Source organism: Ectothiorhodospiraceae bacterium BW-2, from assembly GCA_008375315.1.
Classification (GTDB): Bacteria; Pseudomonadota; Gammaproteobacteria; order Thiohalomonadales; family Thiohalomonadaceae; genus BW-2.
The window spans coordinates 3,168,116-3,183,049 of record CP032507.1; the positions used below are offsets into that span (position 1 = coordinate 3,168,116).

12 protein-coding genes are annotated in these 14,934 nt (G+C 53.7%); 10 read left to right on the forward strand and 2 right to left on the reverse strand.

What is annotated here, in order from left to right; genetic code table 11:
- Nucleotides 1-3 precede the first annotated feature (3 nt).
- From D5085_14995 to D5085_15025, 7 genes are all read left to right on the forward strand, one after another.
- Nucleotides 4-1,311: a hypothetical protein gene (locus tag D5085_14995; GenBank protein QEP44315.1), complete on the forward strand. Its 1,308-nt coding sequence runs from the start codon at nucleotides 4-6 to the stop codon at nucleotides 1,309-1,311.
- A complete protein-coding gene (locus tag D5085_15000; GenBank protein QEP44316.1) occupies nucleotides 1,308-2,972 on the forward strand; it encodes an ATP-binding cassette domain-containing protein in 1,665 nt (554 codons plus the stop codon). The genes D5085_14995 and D5085_15000 overlap by 4 nt, the downstream gene beginning before the upstream one ends.
- Nucleotides 2,969-4,240, forward strand: coding sequence for an HlyD family type I secretion periplasmic adaptor subunit (locus D5085_15005; protein QEP44317.1), 1,272 nt, complete (start codon nucleotides 2,969-2,971; stop codon nucleotides 4,238-4,240). Before D5085_15000 ends, D5085_15005 begins: the two co-directional genes overlap by 4 nt.
- 73 nt (nucleotides 4,241-4,313) lie before the next feature.
- Nucleotides 4,314-6,548: an NADP-dependent isocitrate dehydrogenase gene (locus D5085_15010; protein QEP45183.1), complete on the forward strand. Its 2,235-nt coding sequence runs from the start codon at nucleotides 4,314-4,316 to the stop codon at nucleotides 6,546-6,548.
- A gap of 164 nt (nucleotides 6,549-6,712) precedes the next feature.
- Nucleotides 6,713-7,000: an integration host factor subunit beta gene (locus D5085_15015; GenBank protein QEP44318.1), complete on the forward strand. Its 288-nt coding sequence runs from the start codon at nucleotides 6,713-6,715 to the stop codon at nucleotides 6,998-7,000.
- A 372-nt stretch (nucleotides 7,001-7,372) separates the two neighbouring features.
- A complete protein-coding gene (locus tag D5085_15020; GenBank protein QEP44319.1) occupies nucleotides 7,373-8,029 on the forward strand; it encodes a hypothetical protein in 657 nt (218 codons plus the stop codon).
- Between the two features lie 37 nt (nucleotides 8,030-8,066).
- Nucleotides 8,067-8,708, forward strand: coding sequence for a DUF2170 family protein (locus D5085_15025; GenBank protein ID QEP44320.1), 642 nt, complete (start codon nucleotides 8,067-8,069; stop codon nucleotides 8,706-8,708).
- On the opposite strand, the gene D5085_15030 is transcribed toward D5085_15025, so the two are convergent.
- The gene (locus D5085_15030) at nucleotides 8,689-9,747 is read right to left on the reverse strand and encodes a hypothetical protein (protein ID QEP44321.1); all 1,059 of its coding nucleotides are present in this window, start codon (nucleotides 9,745-9,747) and stop codon (nucleotides 8,689-8,691) included. The two genes, D5085_15025 and D5085_15030, sit on opposite strands and share 20 nt — an antisense overlap.
- Nucleotides 9,748-9,750: 3 nt before the next feature.
- The gene (locus tag D5085_15035) at nucleotides 9,751-11,229 is read right to left on the reverse strand and encodes a YdiU family protein (protein QEP44322.1); all 1,479 of its coding nucleotides are present in this window, start codon (nucleotides 11,227-11,229) and stop codon (nucleotides 9,751-9,753) included.
- 183 nt (nucleotides 11,230-11,412) lie between these two features.
- Here D5085_15035 and D5085_15040 point away from each other — a divergent pair, with 183 nt between their 5' ends.
- From D5085_15040 to D5085_15050, 3 genes are all read left to right on the forward strand, one after another.
- Entirely contained in the window at nucleotides 11,413-11,709 is a 297-nt protein-coding gene (locus D5085_15040) for a glycoside hydrolase (protein ID QEP44323.1), read from the forward strand.
- 861 nt (nucleotides 11,710-12,570) lie between these two features.
- Nucleotides 12,571-13,479, forward strand: coding sequence for an HD domain-containing protein (locus tag D5085_15045; protein QEP45184.1), 909 nt, complete (start codon nucleotides 12,571-12,573; stop codon nucleotides 13,477-13,479).
- A complete protein-coding gene (locus D5085_15050; GenBank protein ID QEP44324.1) occupies nucleotides 13,409-14,923 on the forward strand; it encodes a PAS domain S-box protein in 1,515 nt (504 codons plus the stop codon). The genes D5085_15045 and D5085_15050 overlap by 71 nt, the downstream gene beginning before the upstream one ends.
- Nucleotides 14,924-14,934: the final 11 nt, after the last annotated feature.

Consider the following 14,934-nt stretch of genomic DNA (forward strand, 5'->3'; position numbering starts at 1 on the left):
CTGATGCGACTAACTCTCCCTCTCCATCTCGGTCGAGGAGTACTGCTGCTGCTGCTGACCACTTCTCCGCTCTACGCCGCCTCACTCCACCATGAACTAACTGGGCTGGTAGAAAGAAACCCCCAAACGGCCACCGCCATGGCCGAACTAGAGTCGCTGCAATCTCAGGCGCGAGTGACGCTAGGGCAGTGGTATCCTGAGCTCGATCTGACCTTAACTGGCGGTGGCCAAGATAACCACAATAGTGAGGGGATGGTCGAGACTGCCGATGCGAACCTACGGCTTAGCCAACTACTGTGGAATTTTGGCGCAACTAACCTTGAGATAGAGAAGATGGCGCGGCAGTTAGAGGAGAAGCGGCTCAATCTACAGCGAGTGCGGCAACAGCTACTGGTCGATGGCGCGAGCGCTTGGATCAATGTGGTTCGCGCCTACCGCACGCTGCAATATGCCATCCAGTCGGAGGAGAATATTCAGCGCCAAACCGGCTTAGAGGAGGTGCGAGTCGCTGGTGGTATGGGCTACTCTACCGACCTATTGCAGTCACAGTCGCAGCTAGCCGGCGCTAGTTCACGCCGTATGCAGGCCGAGAGTGGTTATATGCAGGCGAGCAACCGCTATCGGGAGCTATTCGGCTACCCCCCAGAGCAGGTAGAGCAGTGGTCATATCCGCCGGCCGATCCACTCACAGCGCCTCTACCGGAGAGCTTAGAGTCGCTACTTAAGTTGGCCTTAGTCCAAAATATCGAGCTGCAGCTAGCCAAACTAAGCGATGAGATTGCAGCTAAAAATCGGGATCAAACCCGCGCAAATACCCTCTTTCCCGAACTAAAGCTAATATTGGAGAGTAACCATAAGTTCAACTCCACCGGTATTCGACATCAAAATAAGGATGAATCGATTGCTAAACTGGAGCTAAAGTACCGCTTTAACCTCGGCCTGAGCGGTTTTGATACCCTTGATGTCGCTATTGCTGATGAGAGAGCCCAGCGCCAGCGGACATTAACGCAAACAAGGGCGATTGAGCGGGGGGTACGCGATGGCTGGTTACAGCTACAGACCGCCACGAATCGAACCGAGGTGTTACAGCAGCAGAGTGAGATTTCGGCCGGCTTTTTAGAGCTCGCCCGACGGGAGCGGGAGCTAGGAAACCGCTCGCTACTCGATGTGCTATCGGGAGAGACCGCCCTCATTACCGCCCGTAGCGATGCCGAGTCGGCCTATGCCGACACGCTATTGGCGGCCATTGTGCTGCTACAGCAACTAGGTCAGCTTGAGTTGCACCACTTCGACTTTGTCAGCTCACAATGAGTGACTGGCGCCAGCGTCTTCTGGCGCACCCTTGGTTAACTCTACAGCTACTGCTCGCTTCACTCTTTATTGCGCTGCTCGCACTCGCCTCGCCGCTCTATATTATCCAGGTGCTTAACCGCTATCTGAGTTACGGTATCGATGCGACCCTAATTACCCTTACCGTTGGGGTGATTTTGGCCATCTTAATGGAGCAGCTATTTCGCCGTATTCGCCACTCTCTCGCACAAGAGAGCGGGCACGAGCCGAGCCGAGAGCTGCTACAGCGGCTGATGGCCACGCTGCAACAGAGCCGCCATAGCGATCTACAGCAGCTACTTCGTCAGCAGTCGCTACCGCCTCTACAGCTACTAGAGCAGCTAGAGAGCTACTATAGCGCCACCCATTTAACCACTTTGATTGATATCCCCTTCTCGCTGCTATTTATTGCCGTGTTAGCGCTACTCTCGCCCCTGCTAGCGCTCATTGCACTGCTATTTCTCGCGGGTATCTTCCTCTATGCGCTACTGTCACACCGTCGTCTTAAAACGGGGCAGCAGCAGCTACAGCAGGCGACTCAACAGTTAAATCTTCTGCTAACTGAGACCACCGATAAAGGTGATTTGGTGCAGCTATTTGATCAAGGTGGCTTGATGGTAAACCGCTGGCAAGAGCAGGGGGAGGTATGGTTGCAACAGCGGGAGCGGCTAGAACGAGAGCAGAGCCGACTACAGGCGATGACCGCTTCGCTACAGGCGTTAATGGCGGTAGTGATCTATGCCACCGGAGCGCGGCTGGCTCTGGCGGGGGAGATTACCCTAGGGGTATTAATTGGGGCCAATATTCTTGCCGCCAGAGCGCTACAGCCGCTGATTCGGTTTGCTCAGATGGGGGAGGGGGTTGCTAAAGCGGCCGAGGCGAGACGACATTTACAGCAGTGGCTAGCGCTACCAGCAGAGCGGCAGCAGCAGGGGAGTGTGAAGAGCCAGTTTAATGGCCAGATAGCGCTGCAAGATATCGGTTTTAGTTATCCGAATAGAGCCAATTGGCTGTTTGAGGGGCTCCATCTCACCCTCAAATCGGGCGAGGTGGCGGTGGTGAGTGGCGAGAGTGGTAGTGGCAAATCGACACTCGCTAGACTGTTAGCGGGCCTGCTACTCCCTCAGCGCGGCTCGATTCTGGCCGATGGAGTCGATCTGCGTCAGCTCCAGCCGAAGTGGTGGCGAGGTCAGATAAGCTACCTACCCCAGCAAGCAGAGCTGCTACAACTCACGCTGCGGCAGACGCTAACCTGCGCTAATCCGCAGCTACAGCTTGAGCAGATAGAGCAGTTACTGCGGCAGTGTGATCTGCTCAAGTGGGTCGAACACCACCCCGATGGGCTCGATTTGAAGGTCGATGCCACCCTATCGCTCGGGCAGCGGCGGCGCATCGCCCTCGCGCGAGCGCTAGCTGTAGGAGGAAAGCTGGTGATTTTAGATGAGCCGGCCGAAGGGCTCGATAGCCATAGCCGACGCATGATCTACCAGTTACTGCTACAACTTTCGCAGCAGCAGGTGACTTTAGTTATCTGTTCTGATGATCCGCTGCTACAGCAGTCGGCCAATGTGTTAATCGACTTAACCCCAAAACCTACCCCCCTTATCACTGTCAATCCTGGCAAGCGAGGGCCGGCGCGATGAGTTATGGACACTCTTCCCCCTCGCGACTCTTTCTGCTCGGAGGGGGAGCGCTCATTGGGGTATGTCTGCTCTGGGCAGCACTGGGCAGTATCGATGTTGTCAGCCATGCGCCAGGCGTGGTGACGCCTGAGGGTCAAATTAAGGTGGTACAGCATCTGGAGGGGGGGATTGTGCGCCACATTGAGGTGGAGGAGGGGGAGCTAATTCGCCGTGGTCAGCGGCTAATAGAGCTCGATCCGACCCGCAACCGCACTGAGGTCGATGCGCTAACAGTACAACTAGAGTCGCTACAGATTAAATTGGCCCGTCTGACGGCAGAGGTGGAGGGGAAGCGGCGCCTAAGTTATGACGATAGGTGGCGCGAGCGCTATCCGCAGCTCGTTACCGAAGCGTTAAAACTGTTTCAGCGCCGTCAAGAGCGACTGCGCTCGGAGGTGGCGGTACAGCAGCAGCTAATTATTCGCCATCACCATCAGCTAGAGGAGATTAACTCACGGCTAGAGGGGAATCAAAATGTGCTGATCTTTTTGCAACAGCAGATAGCGATGAGTGATAAGCTGCTTGAGAGCAGCCTCTCTAATCGCATGAACCATCTTGATCTACTCAAAGAGCAGAGTGGCGTGGAGCGACAGATTGCCGAAGATAGGGCGCTGCAAAAGCAGATGGAGGCAGCGGTGGTCGAAGCTGATCGACAGATGGAGCTGATTAATAACCGTTTTATTGAGCAGGCGCAGTCAGATCTCGATCAGGAGCTGCATAAAGTACAGATCCTGCAACAGAAGCTGACCCGAGAGCAGGATACACTACAACGAACCGAAGTGGTGGCACCTGTTAGCGGCACCATTAAGCGACTCTATGTCACTACCGAAGGGGGAATTATCGCCCCCGGTGGCAAAATTGCCGAAATTGTACCGCAGGAGGCTCAATTAATTATCGAAGCGCGTCTCCCTCCTGGCGATATCGGCTATGTCATCCCGGGGCAAAAGGTACTGATTCGCCTCGCCTCAGCCGACAGTTTTCGCTTTAACCCGCTGCCGGGGCAGGTGGTTCAGGTTAGCCCTGATACGCTGCTCACCCGAGATGAGCAGCCCTATTACAAGCTAAAAATTCTCCCCGACACCCCCTTTTTCGCCCGAGATGAGCAGTATTACCCCTTCTTTCCGGGGATGCTGGTTGACTGCACCATTTTAACCGGCGAGCGAACGGTGCTCGACTATCTGCTACAGCCCTTTATCAGCATAAGTCAGCAAGCATTGCGGGAGCGGTAGCTTCTTTTCGGGTATAATCGCCGTTAAGAGAGCTTGTAACCGTTGCTTCCCCCCTGCAAAACCACTTTTGAGGATAACTATGGCCACCGCAACCATCACCTATACCCTGACCGACGAAGCCCCCGCACTAGCGACCGCCTCGCTACTGCCCCTCATTCGTTCCTATCTTAAGACAGCCGATATTGAGGTTGAAAGACGCGATATCTCTTTAGCGGCACGCATTTTAGCCCAATTCAGTGATCAACTCCCTTTAGCGCAGCGCCATAGCGACGACTTAGCGCTGTTAGGCGAACTAGCCAAACAGCCACAGGCTAACATTATTAAACTCCCCAATATTAGCGCCTCTATTCCGCAGTTAAAGGCGGCTATTAGCGAACTGCAACAGCAGGGGGTCGCCCTGCCCGACTTTCCAGATCAGCCGCAATCTGCCGCTGAGGAGGCGATTAAGCAGCGCTATGCCAAAGTGCTAGGCAGTGCAGTTAACCCAGTTCTTAGGGAGGGGAACTCCGACCGGCGAGTCGCTGCGGCCGTGAAAGCGTATGCTAAAGCGAACCCTCACGCCATGGGGGCTTGGTCGCCCGACTCTAAAACGGAGGTTGCTTCGATGAGTGCAGGCGATTTTTACGGTTCGGAGCAGTCGGTGGTGGTTGCGACTGATGATAGGCTGCAACTTCGCTTTCGTAGTGAAACGGGGGAGAGTCGGGTCATGAAAGAGGTGGTGGTTACCGCCGGCGAAGTGGTCGATGCGGCGGTGATGAGTCGTGAGGCACTGTGTCACTTTTTGCAGCAGGCGATAGCGATCGCGAAAGAGAGGGGGGTACTGTTTTCGCTGCATCTGAAAGCGACCATGATGAAGATCTCCGATCCGATTCTGTTTGGCCACGCGCTGCGTACCTTTCTAGCGCCAGTTTTTGAGCAGCATAGTGAGAAACTACAGGCATTAGGCGTCAATCCTAACAACGGTCTAGCCGATCTGTTGGCTAAACTCGAACCTCTGCCAGCGGCCGAACGAGAGGCGATAGTGGGCGATATTACCCAGCTACTCAAAGAGCGCCCCGCCCTAGCGATGGTCGATTCCGACAAGGGGATCACCAACTTCCATATCCCTAGCGATGTCATTATTGACGCCTCAATGCCGGCAGCGATTCGGGCCGGTGGCAAGATGTGGGGGCCAGATGGCAAACTGGCCGATACCTTGGCGGTCATTCCCGATCGCTGTTATAGCGGGGTCTATCAGCAGACTATCGATTTTTGCAAACAGCGAGGTGCCTTCGATGTCACCACCATGGGGAGTGTGAGTAATGTCGGCTTAATGGCTCAAAAGGCCGAAGAGTATGGTTCGCACGACAAAACCTTTGAAATAGAGGCCGATGGGGTGATGGAGGTAGTCAACAGTAAGGGCAAGGTAGTACTACGACACACGGTGGCTAGCGGAGATATTTGGCGTATGTGTCAAACCCGCGAGGTGGCGATTGAGGATTGGGTGAAGCTAGGGGTGACTCGGGCGCGTCTTACCGGAGAGCCGGCTATCTTCTGGCTCGATCAACAGCGTGCCCACGATGCCAATTTGATTCAAAAGGTGGAGCACTATCTCTCCTTGCACCAGACTAACGGGCTAGAGATTAAGATTCTCCCTCCGAAAGAGGCGACCCAATACACCCTAGAGCGCCTACGGGAGGGTAAAAATACCATCTCGGTCACCGGCAATGTGTTGCGGGACTACCTCACTGATCTCTTCCCGATTCTAGAGCTCGGAACTAGCGCTAAAATGCTCTCGATTGTGCCACTGTTAGCGGGCGGGGGGCTGTTTGAGACCGGAGCAGGAGGATCGGCACCTAAACATGTGCAGCAGTTTATCGAACAGAACCATCTGCGTTGGGATTCGTTGGGTGAGTTTTTGGCCCTAGCGGTAGCACTAGAGGATTTAGCCCATAAACAGCACCATCCTGCCGCAGCACTATTGGCTAAGAGCTTGGATGAGGCCAATAGCCGCATCTTGCAACACAACCGTTCGCCTCGCCGTGAGATTGGCGAACTAGATACCCGAGGGAGCCACTTCTATCTGGCGCTCTACTGGGCTGAAGCACTGGCACGGCAGCAGCAAGATAGCCGGCTACAGGCGATCTTCTCGCCGTTAGCACAGGCGTTGGCAGCCCATGAGGCGGCAATCGTGGCAGAGCTGGCGGCGGTGCAGGGGCAACGAGTCGATTTGGGGGGCTACTACCGTCCCGATAGCGACAAAGTTGCATCGCTAATGCGGCCTAGTTCGACTTGGCGCGAAATCGAACAGCGGGGCTATTTGGAGTGATCCTATCCCGTTAGCGCCTTTTTTTTGGGCTCTGTTTTGCTCTAGACAGCTACAATAAAACGCTATAACATAATGTATTATTTAATAAACCTAATCAGATAACCATAGATATTTCTATTATGTCAATATCCAATGGCTGATCTACCAGCAGGGAGACTATCGTGATGACTCGTTCTGACTTAATTAATGAACTGGCTACCAAAATGGAGTTCCAACTCCCACCGGAAGATGTCGCCACAGCGGTTAAACATACCCTAGAGACGATGATCGAGTCGCTCGCTCACGGTGAACGGATCGAAATTCGCGGTTTTGGTAGCTTTTCGCCTAAAGTACGCCCTGCCCGTGTCGGAAGAAACCCCCGTACAGGTGAGATGGTCGAGGTGCCAGAGAAGCGGGCAGTCCACTTTAAGCCGGGTAAACAGCTGCGTGAACGGGCTAATGGTGACGAGTAATATGTCACAAACGGGCGCAGATTGCCGCCGATCACTATACGCTCGACCCGATGCAGCGCGTTAACTAGGCGGAGATTTGCCATCTGATTGACCAAAAACGCTACTTTCTGCTCCACGCCCCCAAAACCACTGATCCAATCCCGCGCGTCACGCTACGGTGCCGTAAGTAGTGCTTTAAATGCGATTGTGGCTAGCGATACCGAACGAGGTGTCGGTGAACTAGGTCAGAATCGATAGGGGTGTTGACATTTGTAAGCGAAAAAGTTGCATAATGTCGGGCATGGGCAGGGACTCCTATGTGTGTTCTCTCCACTAGGCCCCTTGCTCTCCTCAATTTTTTGGCGAAGGTATTGTAAAATAGGAAGGTGTGACATGTTAGCTGAGGAAGATATCTCCTTTATCAAAACCCACCTAAGTGGATGGTTAGCCGAGCAGTCATTAGGAAGACCACCGGTTGTCTATGAGATTGAACTACGGGAACGGATGGTGCGAGTTGAAGAGGCGCTAAAGAACCAGGGTGAGGAGCTTAAAATCCAGCGCGAGCTTATTCGTGATCTCATGCTTCAGATTGACAAGCGGTTTGAGCAGGTTGACAAACGCTTTGAAGAGATGTGGGCGCAAGTCGATAAGCGCTTTGAAGAGATGTGGGCGCAAGTCGATAAGCGCTTTGAACAAGTCGATAAGCGATTTGAACAAATCGATAAGCGATTTGAGCAGGTCGATAAGCGCTTTGAGCAGATGGCCGAAGATAATAAACGGCATTTCGAACAAATCGATAAGCGGTTTGAACAAATCGATAAGCGCTTTGAGCAAGTCGATAAGCGCTTTGAGCAAGTCGATAAGCGCTTTGAGCAGATGGCCGAAGAGAATAAACGGCGTTTTGAGCAGATCGATAAACGGCTCGATTTGCAACATAATGAAATTATGGCAATTCATCTGGAGATTAAGCAGCAGATGCGCTGGTTTTTTGCAATGACCGTCGCGGTGGGTAGCTTGGTTGTGGCGGCATTGCGGCTCTGGCCTATTTAAATGACATCGATTAGAAAAAGGGGAGAGCACTTAACAGATGAGACGCGACAGTCAACGCCGAGCAGATGAGCGCTATGAGCGCAAGCGACAGGGACAGCGCCAGCGCTGCTGTTTTGATCTCGATGAGGTCAGTCCGGTACTCGATAGGCTGCGAAAATTGGGAGAGAGTCGTCAAGAGGCGATTCGGCGGCTGATCTTCTCCTCAAGCCATAACCGTTGGGATGAGGAGGTGATTATCGACCAACTACTCCAGCGGGAGGGGGGCGTCAATAGACGCCTAGAGCAGCTACAGGAGATTCTCAATCAGGTAGAGACCGAACACGATCTCGCCTTTCAGGCTCGCTGGCTCGATAAAAAGCGTCATCTACTAGAGGTGATGATCGAGACTCGGGAGGAGTTTCCAATCCTCATGAGTGGCGATGAGGAGCAGATTATCTGCCTAATCAACCTCTTTAGCGAACAGGAGGTCAATCTAGCTCGCAAGAGCGAAATGGTGGCGCTCATGTTAAGCATGAATCTGCCGATGCCGCTCTCAGCCTTTGGTAAAACTGGCCACTACTATCAACTTTTTGGGTCAATGTCGGTCAATACTGTGGTCGAAAATCTCATCTCAGAGCTAGGGGTATTAAGCGACAATGCGCTAGAGGCGATGGAGGTCTTTAGAGAGTTTCTGCAATAGTGCTGCAAACTTGATCAATGCCCGTCGGGGAGAGGGGGGCGCAGTGACCCCGTTGCAACAGCGATTCGATAGCAGAGATGAACTTAGGCCCATACAACGCCTCCCGTTCAAGATCGATAGCGTGGCCATGTTGATGTAGCCACTGCTCTAGCGCTCGACTCTCCGGCCACTCCTCTCGGCGACTATTGACCACCGGAACCCCGTGACAGAGCGCTTCGGTAAAGTTACCGTAGCCCGGTTTGGTTACCATGAGATCGCAGCTAGCGACTAGATCGATATAGTTGTAGGGGAGCGCTCCGACAGCGGTTCGATCTCCCCGTTGTGACGACCCCGTGTCGGCCACTAACCAGTGTAGGCCCGGCACCGACGGGGGCCAGAGGGTTGGGGAGGGGGAGGAGGCAATCCCGCCAAAATTGACCATCACCACACGCCTATCGGCGGGAATATAGGGGGTTAAATCGCGTTTTTGCCCCCTGCGTGCAATCGGGCCGACGGGACGGCAGTTATCGAGCTGTGGCATCGTCATACTCGGTGCAGGGCAAAAAAATAGCCTCGCCTGCTGGTAGCAGTGGTTTAACCACGCAATTTCATCCTGAAGTCGGCACTTGAGAGTCGGATAGCCCGCTAAAATCGCCCCCCAGTGGAGGGAGCAGAGCGCATAGGCGGGCATGTTGAGCTCTGCGGCGGCTAATAGGGGCAGCGGTGAGATATCGGCTAGGACTAGATCGGGTCGCTGCCGTTGCAGACGCGCTCGCTCCTGCGCTAGCCGCTGCGAGCGTTGGCGGTAGAGCGCTCTATAGTGGTCGTAAGAGGGCTCTAAATCGACTCGGAAGGGATCGTGCATCACCATGCCGATATCGTCATCGCAGTACAGATAATCGAAGGGGTAGGGGAGCCTCTGCCGCAGTACCGCTTCGGCCATGGCGGTACGGATAGTCAAAGTTAACGAGCCGAACTGCCGCTCTAGCGGGGCGAGCAGCGGCAGAATTTGACTTAAATGGCCCCAGCCATGGCCGGAGAGGGCGAGATAGAGGTGCATAGGCTAGGTGCCACAGAAAGTCTGAAACTGCTGCATAAACTGCTCTGGGGCTGGCTCGGCATAGGGGGCGGACGCCTTATCGTCACGATAGGGGTGGGTAATGGCTTGGAGTAGCCGCTGAAATGGCGCTAAATCGCCCTCGGTTGCGGCTGCTAACGCCTCTTCGACCCGATGGTTACGGGGGATAATCCACGGGTTGTTCTGGCGTATATGCCGGTAGCGCTGCTGAGGTGTTATCCCCTGCTCAAGCTGACAACGCTGCTGCCAAGCGGTGAGCCACGCCTGCAGCGGCGCTAGTTCAGTAAAGAGCTGTTGTAGTGGGGTTAGGTTACCGACTGCGGCATCGGCTAGAGCGCGCCAAGCGAGGGTATAGTCTATCTGCTGCTGCTCTAGTAGCGTTAACCAACGCTCAATGAGTACACTATCGTCATCTGCGTTATCGAACTCGGAAGTTAACCCCAGTTTTTGGCGCATTATCTGTAACCGGTGGAGCTGATAGCGCGGCATAAAGTGGTGTAACGCCGCTGTGGCCGCCTCAACTGCCTCCTCCGGTGCCATCGCCATCAGCGGTACTAGCGTTTCGGCGAGTCGGGTGAGATTCCATTGAGCAATTTGTGGCTGATTTTTATAGGCGTAGCGGCCGAAGTGATCGATCGAGCTAAAGACCGCATCGGTGCGGTAGCGCTCCATAAAGGCGCAGGGGCCGTAGTCGATCGTCTCGCCACTTAGAGTCATATTGTCGCTATTCATAACCCCATGAATAAAACCGATCCCCATCCAGGCGGCAATAAGCGCCGCTTGGCGCTCGATAACGCCATAGAGCAGCCCTAGATAGGGGTCGGCGTGGGTGGCGAGCTCGGGGTAGTGGCGGGCAATGGTATAGTCTGCTAGCTGCTTGAGTGGCGCTAGCTCGCCGCGGGCGGCAAAGTATTCAAAGGTTCCAACCCGAATATGGCTCGCTGCCACTCGGGTTAAGATCGCCCCGGGTAGGGGCGATTCGCGATAGACCGTCTCACCGGTAGCGACCACGGCAAGCGAGCGGGTGGTCGGAATATGGAGTGCCTGTAACGCCTCGCTAATCAGCACCTCACGCAGCATCGGCCCGACTGCCGCTTTACCGTCACCGCTACGGGAGAAGGGGGTCTGTCCCGATCCTTTGAAACTAAGATCAAACACCCCCCTATCGCTCTCAATTTCGCCTAACAGCACTGCCCTGCCATCGCCTAACCGGGGGCTAAAGTGGCCAAACTGGTGGCCGGCGTAGATCTGGGCGACAGGGTGGGCATCATCGGGCAGCGGGTTGCCGCATAGGAGATGGGCTAGCTGTTCAGAGCGCAGTGGCTGAAGCGGCAGTTGCAGCGCCTCGGCAAGTGAGGTGTTAAAATAGAGCAGCTCTGGTCGCTCTACCACCGCCGGTTGCCATGCGACACAGGCGTGGGGAAGTTGGGTGGCGTAGCTCTGTTTTAATCCAAGGGTGACCATAGCGAGACTCCAGCGTTAAAAGCGTTAACTTAGTGCATTTTGGGGGGGACTTAACCACAATGGGGCTACAATCGGAGGGTAAAAGAGCCTCTGGCCCGATTTTTACTTGCTTGAACCGTTTGAGTTGTGATTAAGTTACCCCTCTTCATTCCCATTTGTGGTTTTATGTAAAGGATTAATCTCATGCTAGTGAAAAACTACTCGAAAACCGGCAAGCGTTGCCGAGTGACATTTAAGTTACATCACGCTGTCGAGGCGAACAAGGTGCGTCTTTGTGGCGATTTTAATCAGTGGGATAAGATCGGTATTCCGCTGCGCCGTCTTAAAGATGGCGGGTTTAGTACCACTATTTCGCTTGATACTGATCGTGAATACCGTTTTCGCTACTGGATCGATGATGAACGGTGGGAGAACGACTGGGAGGCCGATGGCTATGTAGCAAATGAGTTTGGTAGCGACGATTCGTTGCTAAAGCTGTAGCGCTCAATGGAGCAGCGACTCTTCTCCCTACTGCAGCGCCCCCTGCTGGTGGCGCTAGTCGTGGGTACTACGATCCAGCTACTCATTGTGGTCAGTGGTCTGATGCTGGTAGGCGGCGACTACTGGCTAGAGAGAGGTCAGCAGTGGCGGCAGCAGGGACTTTTTAGCCTAATTCAGCTACTAATCCCCTATGTTATCCCCTTTATTGTCTCCAGCTTAGGTAATCGTCTGGCTAAGGAGAGAATGGAGCAGGTGCTGCGCAAGTTTCCGGAGCTAAACCCCGATATCATTATGCGTTTAAGTTGCGATGGGCAGGTCGAATATCTCAATCCAGCCGGGCAGGGCTTTTTGAAAAAGATCAACCGCTCCACTGCCGAGGTTCTGTCGCTGCTCCCTGATGAGATTGTCGCCTCCCTCTCGGCAAAGGGGGAGGAGGGGCAGTGGTCTGCTAGTCGTCTGATCGCGGGCTATATGATTAACTTCAATGTGCGGCGCGATAGGGAGGATGACACCCTCTTTGTGGCTGGGCGTGATATCTCCTCACAATATCGGTTAGAGCAGCAGCTTAACGGGGTGGTCAAGCAGATGGATATGTTGACCGAGTTTCTCGATACCACATTGGCGGTCTATAATCCACTCGATTTTGACTTTTTTGCCAGCGTCGAAAAGATGTTGCGCGATCTGGCAGCGGCCAATCAACAGCAGCAGTTTACCCAGCCGGCCTATGTTTTTATCACCCAGCTAGAGGGGAAGGAGCGTTTTGGTCACCTCTACCGTATCGATAGTGACTCGTTTCACCACTTTGCCGAGCCGATTTGTTACGATACCGCTGAGGAGCAGTATGCGATCGATCTTCTGGAGATGGGGGAGGGGCAATCGGGGCTCTTTTTCGCCGGTTGGGATAGTCAGCAGGAGACGCTAGCGCAGTTTCAGCAGCGCTTTAATCCGCAGATAAGGCACCACATTGGCGGGGAGATTCGCTTCTATGCCATCTACAAAAGTGGCGCAACGCAGGTAATCTCCTATTTCGAAGATAAGATCCCCGAGGTTCACGATGCGCCAGTTCTACGGGCGATCACCGTCATCGCTGAATCGCTGCGCCGAATCTCTGAGCAGAGTCGCCAAATTGAGGAGGCGTTTCTCTATACGCTTGATGCGTTAGCGCGAGCCTCAGAAGCGAATGATGAGGATACCGGTGCCCATATTTTACGCCTCAATGAGTATAGCTATGCCCTTGCGGTGGAGATGGGGTTAGAGCGAAATTTTTGCCGCACGATTCGTTATTCAGCGATGATGCACGATGTCGGCAAAATCCATATCCACCCCGATATTCTGAAAAAGCCAGGTCGTTTAACCGAACAGGAGTTTCATATAATGCAAGCTCACCCGATCTACGGCGCTAAAATATTAGGCGACTCCCCCCAAATGGCGATGGCGGCCGAAATTGCTCGTTACCACCACGAAAAGTATCACGGCGGCGGCTATCCGTTTGGTCTCAAAGGAGAGGCGATACCGCTCTCGGCTCGTATTGTTGCGCTAGCCGATGTCTATGATGCGCTACGACAAAAGAGGGTCTATAAACCGGCCTTTAGCCACGCTAAAGCGGTCGATATTATCGTCAACGGCGATGGGCGTACCGAACCGGAGCACTTTGATCCCGAGGTGTTAGCGGCCTTTAAGCGCATCCATAATCAAATGGATGATATCTTTTCTACTCTACAAGATAGAGATAAGGATAGAGATGAAGAGGGGGAGCCGAGTGATGACTAAGGGGTGGCTAGGATTCGGATCGCTGCTCTATCTCTATAGCGCAGCGGCGAGCGCCAATCTACTCAACTATTTTAAGGAGGAGGATGGCAGTACCAAGTGGCAGTATGTGGCTAACTTCTCCAGTAGTATTCTGATTATTACCCTCTCGCTGGTGCTAATAAAGCTCTTTATTAGCCAGCGGCGGCTTGAACGGGTTAATCGTCAGCTAGAGCAGGTGCGAGATGGGTTAGAGCAGCGAGTTAGGGAGCGAACCGCAACTTTGAACGGCTACAATGAGCTATTACAAGAGACCAATAGCCTACTAGAGGGGGAGATAGAGCAGCATCGTCAAACCACGACTAGATTGCAGTCATCTGAAGCCTATCTCTACTGTATCATTGAGTCGATGCCGCTGGTTCTTATCGGGTTAAATCGTCATAACACTATTAGCCACTGGAACCGCCTTGCCGAACTCGCCTCCGGTGTGGAACGGGAGCAGGCGCTAAGGCACAACTTATGGGAGATCTATCCTGCGATTCCGCTCTCTACCACCCAGTTAGAGGCGGTACTACAGCGAGGAAAACCTGAGACCATTAAGCACTGTCAACGGGGGCACTACTACTACGATATTATGCTCTTCCCCCTGCGCCAGAGTGAGGAGGAGGGGGTGGTGATTTTGATCGACGATGTTACCCAGCGCAAACTATCGGAGAATCGCCTTATTCAGCGCGATAAGATGGCCTCAATGGGGGAGTTAGCCTCAGCGATGGCGCACGAGATGGAGGTGCCGCTTAAAGAGATTGTTGCGGCGGTTAAATCGGCCACCGAGTCGTTAGAGGGTAGCGGTAGCCACTTTGAGCAGACACGACAGCGGTTAATAGAGGCGCGAGAGCGCGGTGAACAGGCCTTTACCATTATGCGCAACCTCCTCGACTTTGCGCGAGAGTATGGCGATAATCGGCACCACATACAGATGACAGCGCTAATTGATCATACGCTAGAGCTTGCCGCATCGCTAATAGATGAGAAGAGCGGCGTCAGATTTAGCGACATTGAGACTATTCGTCACTATGCGGTACAACTGCCGACCTACCCCTGTTACCACTCTGAGATGCAGTATCTGTTTTTAACGCTATTTCGTCACGCTCTCTGCGCTATAGCACGAGTTAGGCGCGAGGCCTTTGTGCCGACATTGACCGTCGAGGTGGCGTTTCACTACGATGCGCTATGGTTGAAGATACAGCACAATGGGGTCGGCATGAGTAGTGATGAGCAGAATACTATCTTTGAGCCCTTCTATCTTGATGGAGAGTCCAAGCTGCAAGATCACTCCTGGCAGCGGCTCTCACTCGCCTATTTTATTATCACTGAACACCATCGAGGACAGATTGCGGTCACCTCGGATATCAATATCGGCACCACATTTCATATTGAGCTGCCGCTTAACTCATACCACACCCACTAAGGAGGGAGTTT